Source organism: Sphingomonas radiodurans (assembly GCF_020866845.1).
In the GTDB taxonomy this organism is placed as follows: Bacteria; Pseudomonadota; Alphaproteobacteria; order Sphingomonadales; family Sphingomonadaceae; genus Sphingomonas; species Sphingomonas radiodurans.
On record NZ_CP086594.1, the window covers coordinates 1,317,862 to 1,331,197 of the forward strand.

A 13,336-nucleotide genomic window follows, 5' to 3' on the forward strand; every position below is an offset into this window, starting at 1 on the left:
ATCGGACGGTTACTCTAACGCATGGCTTACGGCGTCTTCATCCACCGCACAGATTCGATCTACGACGACAGCCCGGCCGAGCGGTACCAGTTCCCCGGCCAGTATCTCGGCCGTGTGCAGGCCTGTATCGGCGACTGGATCCTCTACTATGAACCACGCAAGGTTGCCGACACCCGCGGCTATTCGCTGTCGCCCGGGTCGAGCGGGTAATGCCCGATCCGTCGGCGCCCGGCATGCATCTCGCGCTGATTGAACCCGGCAGCTATCTCGACTTCGCCAATCCCGTCCCGTTCGGCGACGCCGACGGCGTGGTCGAGCGGGGAGTCCTCAACGAGGCCGGACGCATCTCCGGCCGCGCGCAATCAGCGGTGCGCCCGATCTCACCCGCCGATTTCAATCGCATCCTCGAGCGGGGGCTGAACGAGCCCGAGCCGCTGCTGCCGCGGGTCGACATCGCCAAGACTCTGTGGGTGGTTCGCGACGAGCGATCCGAGTTCGTGTTTGAACAACAGCGCGAGCGCATATCCACACTCGGCTCCCGGCTGGTCCGCGACCGAGTGTTCCGGCGGGTGCTGTTGCGTGCCTATGACGAGCGCTGCGCGATCACCGGGCTTAAAATCATCAATGGCGGCGGGCGCGCCGAGGTCGAGGCAGCGCATATCCGCGCGGTCGAGTTCAATGGGCCAGACATTGTCAGCAACGGACTCGCGCTCTCGGGCACTGCGCATTGGATGTTCGATCGCGGGCTGATAAGCTTAAGCAACGATCTGGAGGTACTAGTCTCGCGCCAGGCCAACGATCCCGACAGCGTCCGCGGGGTGATCAACCCAAGCGGTTACGCGCTGCCACCCCGGCGCCCGTCCGACCGGCCGCATCCGCATTTTCTCGCCTGGCATCGCGAGCATTGTTTCAAGGCGTAAATTGTCTCACCCCTTTGTGGTCGCGCTGCCGCCCGCGCTCCGATCGCCCAGACTGCCAACGACAATGAGGAGGCCACCCCGCCCTGTTAAATCCGGCAATGAAGACTGCGATTAGTAGCAGTCCTGACCGCGACAGCGTCCACCCGCGCGCAGGAGAAATGGTGCCAGAAGAGGACTCATATCTGCGGAGTATCTGTCTGATTTGAGTAGGTTATTGCGAAGACAGCAAGCCAGCTTCTACCCTACATCTACCCTCAATTTGGTTCTTTTGGGCGGTTCGATTCCCGGAGGCGGCAGGTAGAGACTTGTCGTTCAAGCTTGCGGCAGAGCGTGCCAGCCGCACGCTCAATCGTCAAAGCGAAAGGCCTGTTTGCGCAACCGGGATATGCCGGGCTTCCACGACTATCGTCTCGCGCGGACCATTGTCGCCGCTCTCCGAGCCTCAGCCATGCATCTTGCAGATTGGTTAGCGCGTGCGGCGAATGGACAAGGGATCGGTGGAAAGCTGCCCGTACGATTGCAAGCGGCGATCAACTGTAAATAGCCACTCGTTCAGGTGACAAGGTTGGGAGCTTTAGCGGATTCCTGCTGAAAGGAATCGCCTGTCCGCTTGAAGCGGCATTGGTCACTCATCATCGGATCGCCGCTATGGCCTCTGTCGGTCACGGCGTTGTAGACAGCCGCGATGGGAATTGATGTCGATGCGGCGAAGGTCGTCACCTATAATCCGACGCATGAGCATCGTGTCGCAACCGATCCGGCCCGGCCCTTTCCAACGGCCCGTTACGGCTCGCTGGAGGTCGTCAGCATTTTTCGCCGACGCCGCGCGAAACATGACGACGACGACGGCAACCCGCTGATTTACGCGCTCAAGGACAAATTCGGCTATACGATCGCCCTCGCCGATGTCCGGCAGTTGCTGATGGCCGGTCAACAGATCCTGCCCCCTGCGTTGGCGACCCTGGCGTTCGATATCGTCGTGCCGCTCCCCTCGAGCTCGCCTGTCGCGAGCATTGTCGCCAAGCGTGCCGCCCGCGCCGGCGGTCCTTGTCCCATCGTCGGATGCCTCGACAAGGCGACAGTTGCCCAGGTTCTGGCGCAGGCGCCTGCACCGGAACAAGTCAAATCTCGGGATCGCGGCTTCTATACCTCGCAGCTGGCGAGGATGCAGGAGACATCCGGCGACGAGATCATCGAGATGAAGTCGGTGCCGCTCCGGGTCCGGCCCTATTTCACGCCGATCGCGGCGAACGCCCTTGCGCCCGCTTGCGCCGGTCGTCATGTGCTGCTTGTCGACGACATTGTCGGATCGGGGACTAGTCTGGTCGCGGCGGAAGCCGCGCTGCTTGCCGCCGGGGCGGCTGGCATCAGCGCGATGACACTGCTGAGCCGCCTGAGCTGATTCATTGACTCTTAGGGCCCAAAGCCTATATCGAACCCTACACGGACCGCACGTACACCTTGCGGTCTTTAAATATGAGGCACTTCTCACAAGGAGTGTAGGATCGGGCAGCGCCACCAGCGGCCAAGCCGTAAGGGCAAGTAGCTGGAGATCGGGTACCGACCGACGATTTCTAAGGGGCACCGGGCAGCCGGTGCCCCTTTTGTTTTGCGCCTTGGACTCGCGCTTGCATGTTAAGATTTATGGCCGCATATGAGGCATAGAAACTTAACACGGACGAAACTGATGGCCGTTGTCGCTAAAGATTCTGAGGTTATGCCCCGGCTGGAGCAGTTGGGCGCCACCAAGGCGCCGCTCCTCGACGTTATCCGCGCTGCGGTCGGCGGTCGGCGCAACGCAACGTCCTATCATCCCTTGAGCGCAGGCGGTCTCCAGTCTTGGATCGAAGGCACCGCGCATCTGCGCCGCGTCTTCCTGCCGCTTGGTTGGGAGATCTGCCGGCGCGACAATATCGAATCGGTCTACAACCCGAAGACCGGCATCAAGATCGTCTTCCAGAACGCCGATCGCGCGGGCGATCCGCTCTATGACCCCATCGCGACGTCCCGGAAAGGCGCCGGCTCGGCGCGTGCGGTCGAGCTCGGGCAATTTGAGCTTTTTGCCGAGGACGAGGAACGGAAGGAAAAGGAAATCGCCGAATTGACGGCGGCGACCTGGATGTTGTTCGTCCATGCCGATCGCGATGACGTACGCGCCGAACTGTCGTGCCCGATCGCGATCAGCGACGAGCAGTTCGATGGATTTCACGAGCGCATCCTGCTCGTGCAGAAGGGCGAGTGGGACGGTCCCGATCCGCTGGCGGACGACGATGAGCCGCCGGCCGACTATAAGGTGAACGTCTCCCGCAAGGGTTGATGGCCGCAGTGTTCAATCCTCAACGACTGATTCTTGGCCGCAAGCGGCGCAAGCTGACCGCCCGTGCGCTGGCCGGTGCGGTGGGCGTGTCGCCCATCACGATCTCGCGCCTGGAAAATGGTGCGAACGAACCGGAGATCGAAACCGTCGAGGCGCTGGCGCAGGCGCTGTCGTTCCCGAAGGCATTCTTCTACGCCGAAGACGTCGACGAGCTGCCCGCCGAAGCGGCGAGCTTTCGCAGCCTGTCATCGATGACGGCGAAGGAGCGCGATGCCGCACTGTCCGCAGGCGTGATCGCCTATCTTTTCCACGACTGGGTCGCCGAGCGGTTCAACCTGCCGGAAAGCGAGGTACCGAACCTGCGCGGCGATGCGACGCCTGAGTCTGCCGCGCAGATCGTGCGCGCGCAGTGGGGGCTTGGCCAGCTGCCGATCTCGAACATGATCAAGCTGCTCGAGTCCAAGGGCGTCAGGGTCTTCTCGCTGTACGAGGACACCGCCAATGTCGATGCATTCTCCTGCTGGCGCGACGATCAGCCGTTCGTGTTCCTCAACACGTTCAAGTCGGCCGAGCGCAGCCGCTTCGACGCGGCGCACGAACTGGGGCATCTCGTCATGCACAAGCATGGCGCGCCCCAGGACAGCCGCCAGGCGGAGAGCGAGGCCGACCGGTTCGCATCCGCGCTGCTGATGCCCGCAGACGACGTAACCAGCCGGATCCGCTATGTCTCGGACCTCGACAGCCTCATCCCGGCAAAGAAGCGCTGGGGCGTATCGGTCGCAGCGCTCGCCTATCGGCTTCACAAGCTCGGGGTGGTCAGCGACTGGCAGAACCGCAGCTTGAACATCGAGATTTCGAGCCGCGGCTATCGCCGCCGCGAGCCCGAGGGATTGCCGGGGGAATCCTCAGCGCTGTGGCCGCAGATCTTCACGACGCTGTGGCGCGAGCGGATCACGCGCGACCATATCGCCGCAGAGATTCATGTACCGACCAGCGAGCTCGACGGTATCTTGTTTCAGTTGACGGGCCGATGCTCGGCAGCCGGCGACGAGCTGGCGAGGATTCGCGTTGTCTGAGTGAAGTTGCCTCGGGGATTAGCACGCGCCGGGTTAGTACGCCGTTCGCGCAATACCCTAGCCGCACCATTCTACGCGGCCGCCGCGAACCCAGAAATGCGACCGGCAGCCGGCGCGCCGCCACACCGAGGGCGACAAGCTGGGCCGGCCGTGGCGGTCGAATGCCAGCGACCAACGGGGCTTGGCCTCGGCGACCAACACGAGCTCGATCGTATCGCCGCATCCGCACGGGCAGCGCATGCCGACGCTCCAGTCCTCGCCATCGTCGCGGACGACGACGAGATCGCGGCTCGGCAGTGTGGCCGGCAGCGTATCGCCATCGGCGACCCGAAGCCGCCGCCATGGGCGCCAGCGCTCCTTGGTGTTGCGCCACCAGTGGTGGAGATTCATGTCGTGCCCCCGGTATTCAGCTTGGCAAGGGCGGGCAGCCCGAGCAGCGGCTCGCGCGCGCCGCGGGCGAACGCGGGATTACGCGCCTTGGCGAAGCTGTCCTCACGGAAATGATCCTCGTCGCAGGCGGCCAGGCTGAACATCGTGCGGGCATAGCCAAGATTTGCCTCCAGCCGGAACGGATAGGCGCGGGCGATGAACTCGTTCATGCAGGCCGACGCTGCGCGCATGTTGAGCGTGATGACGGCCGGCGCCTCCTCGACGGCGCCCTTGATGTAGCCGGCATCCAGCTCCTGGGCATGCGCGGCAGGCGCCGCGCGGCGCAGATACTCGCCCCGCAAACTCTCGGGCGTATAGACCTGCCGGTCGCCCAGCGTGGCGCCGCCGGGTTGGACATAGTCGATCCGGCCCACCGCATCGGCGATCGCGAGCCCGTGAAGAGTCTTGCGCACCGGAATGACCACCCCAACGTCGAACAGCGGCAGCAGGAATGCCGCCGCGATCAGATCGGCGATATGGCGCGCCTCGAGGCTGTCGACGCAGCAGAACAGCACGTCGCCCTGCGCGGCGGCCAATACCGCATCGCGTGTGTTGATCGACTCGGCGCAGGGGAGCGCCACGCTCGGTCCGCGATAGGCGGTAACCGCATCGGCAAAGGCATCGACCTTAAGGCGGGCGGCCTGTGCGTCTGCGATCGTCGTGTTTAGTATGCGGTTCAAGTTCTTGTGCTCGATGCGGTCGAAATCGATGAGCGTCACCCGGCCGAAACCGAGCCGTGCGGCCTGTTCGGCCTGGATCGATCCGGTCCCCGACACGCCGATCACGACGGCGTGCAGCCGGCCCAGCTCGGCGGTCATGGCGCCGGTGAACGCCACCGGCCTGACGAGCGGCGCCGCGCAGAAGGCAGCGTCGCCCCACCAGAACGCGATGTCATCGCCCGCGCAAGTGACCAGATCGACCGGCGTGGCCACGAGGTCGGAGGCGTAGAGCCGTGCCCGCACCGCGCCGTCCGGCGTCATGATTGCCGATCCATGACGCTCGCCATAGGCCTGGAACAGGGCCGGGATGGTAACGCAGTCGCTGGCGTCGTCGATCTCCGAAAAGGCGAACAGGCCGCCGGGATGCGAATGGAGCAAGACGATGGTGAGCGCTTCGCTCTCGCCGCGATCGATCGCCTGCTCGAGATAGGCGCCGGGCCAGGTGATCGCGTCCCGCTCGCGCCGCGCGCATTCGGCATGCGGCACTAGGAGGACGTCCCGCACGACGAGCTTGAAGCGCGGTCCCGGCGTGAGCGCGCACAGCAGGATGGCGGCCGCTTCGCGGCCGTCGCTGGGAAAGAGATGATCGTGGAGCATGCTGTGCTGCACGCCGGCGATCGAGAGCGTCGTGCGCGGGGTCACTCGCCGACCTCCTTGGCCAGCGCGGCTTCGACGAGCCCAAGCTGCGTCACAACATTGTCGGTGGCCGCGTCCCAGGGTGCCGACGGCCCGCGATAACGTGACCAGCCGTGAAACTCGACGCCGAGCAGCGTTCCGCGCAGCTGCGTGTTCGGGATTTCGCACCCAGACGTGAGCGCGAGTGGCGGATAGGCATAGAAGCCGTAGATCGCGGCGCCAGGATAGGCGGGCGGGATTTCCAGCGCGAGGCGCACCTGGGTCTTAGTGTAGCCGGCGGGCACCCGGTAGCCATGAATCAGCAGCCACCGGCGGTCCGCCTCGACAATCGTCTCCCACCTCAGCCCCAGCCGGTCGAGATAAGCCGTATCGACATCGAGCAGCGCGAATTCGCGGTGAGGCGCCGGCGGCGCCTCACCATTGTCGACATTCTTCGGAGTCAGCCGGAGTTTTTCGATGCCCGGCGTATCAAGATCGAGCCCGGTGTCGAGCTCGACCGGCTGCTTGGGCTGGCCCACCACCTTGAAGAACATGTGCCACGGCTTGGCCGTGTCGAAGCCGGCCTGCTCCATCGCGTCGCGCACCGTGATGGTCGACGCGGCGACGTCGATCACGACGCCGTGCACATTGAGCTTCCACACCGCCTTGCGCGCGATGAAGGATTCGGTACCCTCGGGGTCGAGATCGACGAGATCATGATCGTCGATGCGGCGGTCGGGCCGATCGGCCTTTTCGAGATAGATCGCCATGTCCGGAGACACTGCGCCCAGCTTGCGGATCAGCCCGCCGGTCACGACCCGACACGGCCATTCGAACCGGTCACCGCTTAGCTTGAAAAAATAGAGCCGGTCGGAAGCGACGATCACGAAGCGACCGTCCTGGTGCCGCAAATCGACCGGCTTTTCCGGTTCGACGAGGTCGAGCGCTCCGTCGGCGCCGACCTGCAGCACCACCGCATCGTCGGGGGGCTTGACGCCCGCCGCGCGCGCCAGCTGCAAGCCGGTAGGCGTGAGATCGTCGATCTGGACGGTACGGTAGGTCAGCGACGCATCGGCGACTTCGATGCTGTAACGGTCTTTGCCACGGCGGAGCGCGGCTTCTGCAATCTGGGACATTCGAACAACTCCGTTGCGTGCCGGCGCCCTTGCCGGTGCCGCTAACATCGCTACGCATGCTAAGTTTGTCAAGCATTGACTTAGCGGCGCTTGATGTTCTTAGCGAGCCGTAGTAGGAGTCATGCGTCGGACTGCGTGTCCGGCGTACCTAAGCAAGGAGGCCAGATGAGCGATGAGAAAACTACCGATGCGGGGAGGCCGGACGGACTGGGCCGATATCTCAAAAGTGTTCGGCTCGGCCTCGATCTGTCGCTCCGGGACGTCGAAGAGGCGACCGGGAAAGAAGTAAGCAATGCCTATTTGAGCCAGTTGGAAACCGGCAAGATCAACAAGCCGTCACCCCATATTCTGTATGCTTTGTCGACGGCGCTCGGGGTACCGTACGAGTCGCTCATGGAGCGCGCGGGATATATTGCTCCCTCGAAGGAACGGGCCGCGGGCGCGAAACATGGACGGGCCGCGACCTTCGCGATTGATAATCTTACTCAGGACGAGGAGCAGGCCTTGCTGGACCATCTCGCTTATATCCGCTGGCACCGCAATAAATGACCCGGCGGCCGGACGACTGCAGCCTGACCCCGGTGCAGTTGGCGAAAATCCGCAATGAGGCCGAGCGCGCGCTGCGAGAAGCAGGCGCGCTCGGCGTGCTCCCGACGCCGATCCAGGACATCCTCGCCGTCGCGAATGTCGAAGAGGTCAAGGAGGATGTGCTCAACGAGGGCTTTCTCGCAAGAATGCGCCACAAGGCGGGCGACGCCGTCAAGCGGGCTCTGTCCAAGGTCATGGGGCTGTTCGATGCCGCGGCCGGGCTGATCTTTCTCGATCAGCTGCTGATGCCGGTGAAGAAGCGCTTCGTCACCCTCCACGAAGCCGGCCACGGCTTCCTTCCGTGGCAGCGCGCGATGTACAAGCTGGTCGAGGATTGCGACCAAGCCCTCGATCCGCAAGCTGCCGACCTGTTCGACCGCGAAGCGAATGTGTTCGCATCCGAGGTGCTGTTCCAGAACGACGCGTTCCATCACATGGCCGCCGACGAGAAGTTCAGCATCTGGACGCCGATTAAGCTGGCCAAGAAGTTCGACGCCTCGCTTTATTCGTCGATCCGGCAATATGTCTCCAAGCACGACAAATGTTGCGTCGTCCTCGTGCTGAACCCGCCCGAACTGATCGAAGGCGACGGATTTCGATGCACTCTTCGCCGGGTCATCGCGTCGAACAGCTTCCTTGCCACGTTCGGGGAGCACCCCTGGCCCGCCGTTTACACGCCCGACGATGAACTCGGGCGTTTCATCCCGGTGGCGGGGCGCAAGTCATCGGGCAAGCGCCAGACCGCGCTGGTCGATCGCAATGGAGATCGGCACGATTGCGTCGCCGAGTCCTTCACGCAGACGCATCAGGTGTTCATCCTGGTTCATGCTGTAAAAACGCTTGGCCCGCCGCCCTTCCTGCTACGCGCGGCCTGATTCCCACAAAGTATTAGCGCTCCTTTGACGTCCTAAGCGCAGTCGGGGGCGAAACTGGTCTTCCACAATTGGTAATGGCACCTCGCGCGGGTGACCTCGCGCGCTTGCGTCCTATTTTGCCGGCCTGTGCCGGTCGTCACCGAGCCCTTCGCCGGGTCTCAGCCCATCCGGGTAACGGTCGGCCAGGTTGACGGCGGCCTCTGGCCGACCTGAACGAATGAGCGAAGTCGGGCGCCGACATATGGTCCTGAGCGTCCGCATCTGGATCTGCTACGCCACTAAGTGGCCCCGCTTGAACGAGACGGGTTATCTGAAAGAACGGGTTGTGAGTAGGATCAGACAGCGATCCGACTTTGCGTGCCTGCTTCCTGCAAGGCAGCAAACCGCCGTCTCCGCCAAGACAGGATCGGCTGGCAGGCGTTCTATGCTGCAACGCTAGCGACCTGAAATACCCACACGATGCTGCCCACTTCCGGGCAAGCTGCGATACGGCTAGCTCGGCATCGAGGGGCTCTCATATGACGCTTGGCGTATTCGTTCACCGGACCGATTCGATCTACGATGACAGTCCGGCGGAGCGCTACCAGTGCCCGGCACAGTATCTTGGACGTGCCCAGGCATGCGTCGGCGACTGGGTACTCTATTATGAGCCAGTCAAGGTGAAGGAGACCCGCGGTTATTTTGCGGTCGCACGGGTGCAGGAGATCATCCCAGACCCCGCCGTGGGAGCCATGTTCATCGCCGTGATCGAGCCTGGCAGCTACCTCGAGTTCGCGAGTCCAGTGCCGTTCAGCGGCGCTAAAGGGTTAGTTGAACGGGGACTGTTGAACGAGCAGCAGCGCATCTCCGGCCGGGCGCAATCCGCCGTGCGGCCGATCTCACCGAGGGACTTCAACCGCATCATCGATCTGGGCCTGGGCGATGATGAGGCGCTGTTGCCGCGGACCGATGAAGCGGCTGGTCCATCCACCTTGCAGGAGGAGCGAGCGCCCTTCCTGTTCGAGCAGGAACGCCAGAGGATATCTGCTTACACGTCGCGTATCTTCCGCGATCGCGTGTTCCGCAAGGTCGTCCTGCGCGCCTACGGCGAGCGGTGCGTGATCACTGGTCTCAGGATCATCAACGGTGGCGGTCGGGCCGAGGCGGAGGCCGCACACATCCGCCCGGTCGAGGCGAATGGTCCGGACATCGTCACCAACGGACTGGCGCTCTCGGGCACGGTTCATTGGATGTTTGATCGTGGGCTGATCAGCCTTTCGGATGACCTCGAGATCCTGGTTTCAAGGCAGGCGAACGACCCCGAGAGCGTGCGCGGCATGATCAACAAGACCGGCAGGGCCTTGCCACCAGGAAGGCCGCTGGATCGCCCGCATCCGCACTTTCTTGCGTGGCACCGGGAGCATTGTTTCAAGCGTTGAAGGCTGCCTTTCGGCCCGTTCTCCGCCTACGGGGAAAGCGTTGGCCGGCTGCGCAGCTCCCCCGGTAAGCGGCTGAGGAACGACGAGCCAGACGCACTTGAACACGTCGCAGGAACGGCTCGACAGGGGGGAATTGCATGCACACCTTACGCGGCGCACCGCAAATTTAGACAGCAAAGACAAAGACTTGGTGCTGACCACCAAATTCGTGAGTCATGGTCAATGACCACCACGACCATCATTGATGACCATTTACGCTAAGTGTTTGTTTCTAGAGCTCTAAGCGGAGGAGCCATTTGTCGTTCGGCCCGAATTCCTGCAGCTGGGACCGACGGCGACGCCGCCTGACCATAGCGCTTGAAAGCGCGAGTTCCCTTCTGATCGAGCAACCTTGCGGCCCGGTCCTGTTCTGTCTATGTTCTGCTTTGCCTTGCGTAGTGCCTGCCACGCTCCCCGAACATTGGAAGCGTGTAATGAACAAGCATATAGTCCGGTCCAGAGCTGCGTCCGAGCAGGAGCGCGGACAGCTCCCAACGCCAATCGAACCCATCGCGGTGCGCATACCTGAGGCCACGCGGCTGACTGGTATCGGGCGGTCCAAGCTCTACGAGTTGATCGCATCGGGCGACATCGAGACGGCAAAGATCGGCACCTGCACGCTGATCACCGTCGCCAGTCTCAGGCAGCTGATCGACAGGGCGCGGCGGTGATTGGCGTCGCGCTCAGCGTCTGCCGAATGCTCCTTTCAGCACCTTTCCGCTCGACCGCAACTGGTCGAGCTGGTCCGACCATGACTGCATCATCCGGACCCGCTCGTCCCAATGTTCGCCGCGTGCATAGGCGCGGCGGACATTGTTGCCCTCGACGTGCGCGAGCTGGCGTTCGATCGCGTCGGGGTGCCACTTCCCCGTTTCATTGAGCAGCGTGCTCGCCATCGCGCGGAAGCCATGCGAAGTCATTTCCTCGCCCGTGTAGCCGAGCCGACGCAGCGCCTGATTGAGCGTGTTCTCGGACATCGGACGCCGCATGGTGTAGAAGCTGGGGAACACATACTGGCCCGAGCCGGTGATGCCGCGCAGGTCCGATAAGATGCCGAGTGCCTGGATGGAAAGAGGCACACGATGCGGCCGGCGCATCTTCATCTTGTTAGCCGGGATCGTCCAAACGGCGGCGTCCAGGTCGATCTCTGACCACTCGGCATGGCGCAGTTCGCCGGGTCGCACAAACAGGTGCGCCGCGAGCTTGAGGCCTGCGCGTGTGGTCGCATGGCCGGTGAAATCGTCGATCGCGCGGAGGAGCACGCCGACCTCAACCGGGTCCGTGATCGCAGCGCGGTGGGTCACCTTGGGGGTGATTAGAGCGTCGCGCAGCGCTGACGAGATGTCGTGATGTGCGCGTCCGGTGGCGATGGCGTACCGGAACACCCGGCCGCAGACGCTCCGCAGTCGGCGGGCGCTCTCATAACGTCCGCGGCCCTCGACGCTGCGGAGGACGGCCAGCAGTTCCAGCGGCAGAATGTTAGCAATCGGACGGTCACCGATCAGCGGATAAGCGAAGTCGAGGAGCCACCTGATCTTACCGAGCGTGATCTCCGCGCGCCCCTCCTTCTCGACCTTCGCCAACCACTCCTCAGCGATGTCCTTGAACGTGGTGGCGGACGAAAGCGAGGCGATCAGCTTGTCTCGCTTCTTACGCGCGAACGGGTCCTCCCCAGCGGCCAGCGCGCGTCGCGCTTTGTCGCGAGCGGCCCGCGCGTCGGCAAGGCTGACCTTCGGGTACACGCCGAGAGCCAGCGTCTTGTAGCGCCCGCTCAGGCGGTAGTTCAGCCGCCAGTAGCGGCCACCCTGCGGCGTCACCAGGAGGTAGAGGCCGTCAGCGTCGTTGAGCTTGTACGCTTTGTCGCGGACTTGGGCTTTGGACACGGCCAATGCAGATAGAGGCATGGGGGTATCTCGCTTCAGGGCATGCGATTTTTGATACCCTGATCATACCCGATTTGTTCTCGGAAACCCAGACCCGCCGGCGGACGCCAGCGGACCGACAGTCTGCTAAACTGCCGGTTTTCCGGGGCATTTTGGAAGCCGGCGGACGCCGGCGGAAGAACAAATGGTGCCCAGAAGAGGACTCGAACCTCCACGCCCTTGCGAGCGCCAGCACCTGAAGCTGGTGCGTCTACCAATTCCGCCATCTGGGCACGGGGAGCTTCAAGCTCGGGTAGGGGCGGGCCTCTAGGGCGGGGGTGGCGGCCTTGTCAACAGCGGTCTGCCGCGGCTAGGGCCGGGGCGATTTTCCGCGGAGCTGCACATGAAGGACAGGCTGGTCACGCTGGTTGGCGGTGGCGGTTTTCTCGGCCGCTACGTCGCGCAGGCGTTGCTCGAAACAGGTGCGCGGGTGCGCATCGCGCAGCGCGATCCGCGCGAGGCGTGGTTCTTGAAGCCGCTCGGCGGGCTGGGGCAGACGCAGTTCGTCGCGGCCGACATCACCCGGCCCGACACGTTTGCGCGCGCCATCGCCGGCGCGGACGCGGTCGTGAACCTCGTCGGCAGCTTCACCGGCGATCTCGATCGCATCCATGTCGCCGGCCCGCGCGCGCTCGCCGAGGCGGCCCGTGCAGCAGGCGTGTCGGCGTTCGTCCACGTCTCGGCGATCGGCGCCGATCCGCAGGCGCCCTCGCGCTATGGCCAGACCAAGGGCGCGGGCGAGGCCGCAGTGCGCGAGGCCTTCCCGCAAGCAACCATCATGCGCCCCTCGACCGTGTTTGGCCGCGAGGACCAGTTCGTGAACATGTTCGCCGGCATGATCGCGAAGCTGCCGGTGGTGCCCGTGCTGAAGCCGGGCGCGCGGTTCCAGCCGGTGTTCGCGGGTGACGTGAGCGCGGCGATCGTCGCAGCGCTGCGCGACCCCGCGCAGTTCGGCGGGCGCACGTTCGAGCTCGGCGGGCCGGACGTGCTGACGATGCTCGAGCTGCAGCAATGGATCGCGCGCGCGATCGGGCGCAAGCCGGCCTTCGTGCCGCTGCCCGATGCCGCGGGCAGCCTGCTCGCCGCATTGCCGGGCGCGCCGATCTCGCGCGATCAGTGGAAACTGCTGCAGAGCGACACGGTGGTCGGCGAAAGCGCACACGGCCTCGCCGCGCTGGGGATCACGCCGACGCCGCTCGCCGCGGTCGCGCCGGGCTGGCTCGTGCGGTATCAGCGGCTCGGCCGCTTCGCCAGCCCGCGCGCCGCCTGAGATCAACCCGTG

General features: G+C 64.0%; 14 protein-coding genes and 1 tRNA gene. 10 read left to right on the forward strand and 5 right to left on the reverse strand.

The genetic code is table 11. The annotated features are described in order from the left end of the window. The first annotated feature begins 21 nt into the window (after positions 1–21). From LLW23_RS06370 to LLW23_RS06390, 5 genes are all read left to right on the forward strand, one after another. Positions 22–210: a hypothetical protein gene (locus LLW23_RS06370; protein WP_228947924.1), complete on the forward strand. Its 189-nt coding sequence runs from the start codon at positions 22–24 to the stop codon at positions 208–210. A 23-nt stretch (positions 211–233) separates the two neighbouring features. Beyond that, positions 234–920, forward strand: a complete 687-nt coding sequence (locus tag LLW23_RS06375; RefSeq protein WP_228947925.1) for an HNH endonuclease — start codon at positions 234–236, stop codon at positions 918–920. A gap of 685 nt (positions 921–1,605) precedes the next feature. Beyond that, positions 1,606–2,322, forward strand: a complete 717-nt coding sequence (locus tag LLW23_RS06380) for a phosphoribosyltransferase family protein (RefSeq protein ID WP_228947926.1) — start codon at positions 1,606–1,608, stop codon at positions 2,320–2,322. Positions 2,323–2,637: 315 nt separating this feature from the next. Further along, on the forward strand, positions 2,638–3,237 hold the full coding sequence (locus LLW23_RS06385) for a hypothetical protein (protein ID WP_228947927.1): 600 nt from the start codon (positions 2,638–2,640) through the stop codon (positions 3,235–3,237). Next, positions 3,237–4,313, forward strand: a complete 1,077-nt coding sequence (locus tag LLW23_RS06390) for a helix-turn-helix domain-containing protein (protein ID WP_228947928.1) — start codon at positions 3,237–3,239, stop codon at positions 4,311–4,313. Before LLW23_RS06385 ends, LLW23_RS06390 begins: the two co-directional genes overlap by 1 nt. 57 nt (positions 4,314–4,370) lie before the next feature. Here the strand turns inward: LLW23_RS06390 and LLW23_RS06395 are convergent, their stop codons facing one another. Genes LLW23_RS06395 through LLW23_RS06405 form a run of 3 tightly spaced genes read right to left on the reverse strand, consistent with a single transcriptional unit; the run spans position 4,371 to position 7,212 of the window. Beyond that, complete coding sequence (locus tag LLW23_RS06395; RefSeq protein ID WP_228947929.1) at positions 4,371–4,703, reverse strand: DUF6527 family protein; 333 nt, start codon at positions 4,701–4,703, stop codon at positions 4,371–4,373. Next, entirely contained in the window at positions 4,700–6,103 is a 1,404-nt protein-coding gene (locus LLW23_RS06400) for a ThiF family adenylyltransferase (protein WP_228947930.1), read from the reverse strand. Before LLW23_RS06400 ends, LLW23_RS06395 begins: the two co-directional genes overlap by 4 nt. After that, positions 6,100–7,212: a multiubiquitin domain-containing protein gene (locus LLW23_RS06405; protein WP_228947931.1), complete on the reverse strand. Its 1,113-nt coding sequence runs from the start codon at positions 7,210–7,212 to the stop codon at positions 6,100–6,102. The genes LLW23_RS06400 and LLW23_RS06405 overlap by 4 nt, the downstream gene beginning before the upstream one ends. A gap of 165 nt (positions 7,213–7,377) precedes the next feature. On the opposite strand from LLW23_RS06405, the gene LLW23_RS06410 reads away from it, so the two are divergent. The 4 genes from LLW23_RS06410 (at position 7,378) to LLW23_RS06425 (ending at position 10,803) form a co-directional block, all read left to right on the forward strand. Beyond that, positions 7,378–7,761, forward strand: coding sequence for a helix-turn-helix domain-containing protein (locus LLW23_RS06410; protein ID WP_228947932.1), 384 nt, complete (start codon positions 7,378–7,380; stop codon positions 7,759–7,761). Next, positions 7,758–8,675 (forward strand): ImmA/IrrE family metallo-endopeptidase, encoded by a 918-nt coding sequence (locus LLW23_RS06415; protein WP_228947933.1) that lies wholly within the window; start codon positions 7,758–7,760, stop codon positions 8,673–8,675. The genes LLW23_RS06410 and LLW23_RS06415 overlap by 4 nt, the downstream gene beginning before the upstream one ends. A 518-nt stretch (positions 8,676–9,193) precedes the next feature. Then, positions 9,194–10,093, forward strand: a complete 900-nt coding sequence (locus tag LLW23_RS06420; RefSeq protein WP_228947934.1) for an HNH endonuclease — start codon at positions 9,194–9,196, stop codon at positions 10,091–10,093. Between the two features lie 554 nt (positions 10,094–10,647). Beyond that, complete coding sequence (locus LLW23_RS06425; protein ID WP_333473796.1) at positions 10,648–10,803, forward strand: helix-turn-helix domain-containing protein; 156 nt, start codon at positions 10,648–10,650, stop codon at positions 10,801–10,803. Positions 10,804–10,815: 12 nt separating this feature from the next. Here LLW23_RS06425 and LLW23_RS06430 read toward each other — a convergent pair whose 3' ends face one another. Both LLW23_RS06430 and LLW23_RS06435 read right to left on the reverse strand, forming a co-directional pair. Then, entirely contained in the window at positions 10,816–12,036 is a 1,221-nt protein-coding gene (locus LLW23_RS06430; protein WP_228947936.1) for a tyrosine-type recombinase/integrase, read from the reverse strand. A 164-nt stretch (positions 12,037–12,200) separates the two neighbouring features. Next, positions 12,201–12,287 (reverse strand) — tRNA-Leu (locus tag LLW23_RS06435). A gap of 110 nt (positions 12,288–12,397) precedes the next feature. On the opposite strand from LLW23_RS06435, the gene LLW23_RS06440 reads away from it, so the two are divergent. Then, entirely contained in the window at positions 12,398–13,324 is a 927-nt protein-coding gene (locus LLW23_RS06440; RefSeq protein ID WP_228947937.1) for a complex I NDUFA9 subunit family protein, read from the forward strand. The last annotated feature ends 12 nt before the right edge of the window (positions 13,325–13,336 follow it).

Excerpts from the sequence above, each read along its gene's own strand:
- LLW23_RS06370 (WP_228947924.1), top strand. The coding sequence starts at position 22 with ATGGCTTACGGCGTCTTCATCCACCGCACAGATTCGATCTACGACGAC.
- LLW23_RS06375 (WP_228947925.1), top strand. The coding sequence starts at position 234 with ATGCATCTCGCGCTGATTGAACCCGGCAGCTATCTCGACTTCGCCAAT.
- LLW23_RS06380 (WP_228947926.1), top strand. The coding sequence starts at position 1,606 with ATGGGAATTGATGTCGATGCGGCGAAGGTCGTCACCTATAATCCGACG.
- LLW23_RS06385 (WP_228947927.1), top strand. The coding sequence starts at position 2,638 with ATGCCCCGGCTGGAGCAGTTGGGCGCCACCAAGGCGCCGCTCCTCGAC.
- LLW23_RS06390 (WP_228947928.1), top strand. The coding sequence starts at position 3,237 with ATGGCCGCAGTGTTCAATCCTCAACGACTGATTCTTGGCCGCAAGCGG.
- LLW23_RS06395 (WP_228947929.1), bottom strand. The coding sequence starts at position 4,703 with ATGAATCTCCACCACTGGTGGCGCAACACCAAGGAGCGCTGGCGCCCA.
- LLW23_RS06405 (WP_228947931.1), bottom strand. The coding sequence starts at position 7,212 with ATGTCCCAGATTGCAGAAGCCGCGCTCCGCCGTGGCAAAGACCGTTAC.
- LLW23_RS06410 (WP_228947932.1), top strand. The coding sequence starts at position 7,378 with ATGAGCGATGAGAAAACTACCGATGCGGGGAGGCCGGACGGACTGGGC.
- LLW23_RS06415 (WP_228947933.1), top strand. The coding sequence starts at position 7,758 with ATGACCCGGCGGCCGGACGACTGCAGCCTGACCCCGGTGCAGTTGGCG.
- LLW23_RS06420 (WP_228947934.1), top strand. The coding sequence starts at position 9,194 with ATGACGCTTGGCGTATTCGTTCACCGGACCGATTCGATCTACGATGAC.
- LLW23_RS06430 (WP_228947936.1), bottom strand. The coding sequence starts at position 12,036 with ATGCCTCTATCTGCATTGGCCGTGTCCAAAGCCCAAGTCCGCGACAAA.
- LLW23_RS06440 (WP_228947937.1), top strand. The coding sequence starts at position 12,398 with ATGAAGGACAGGCTGGTCACGCTGGTTGGCGGTGGCGGTTTTCTCGGC.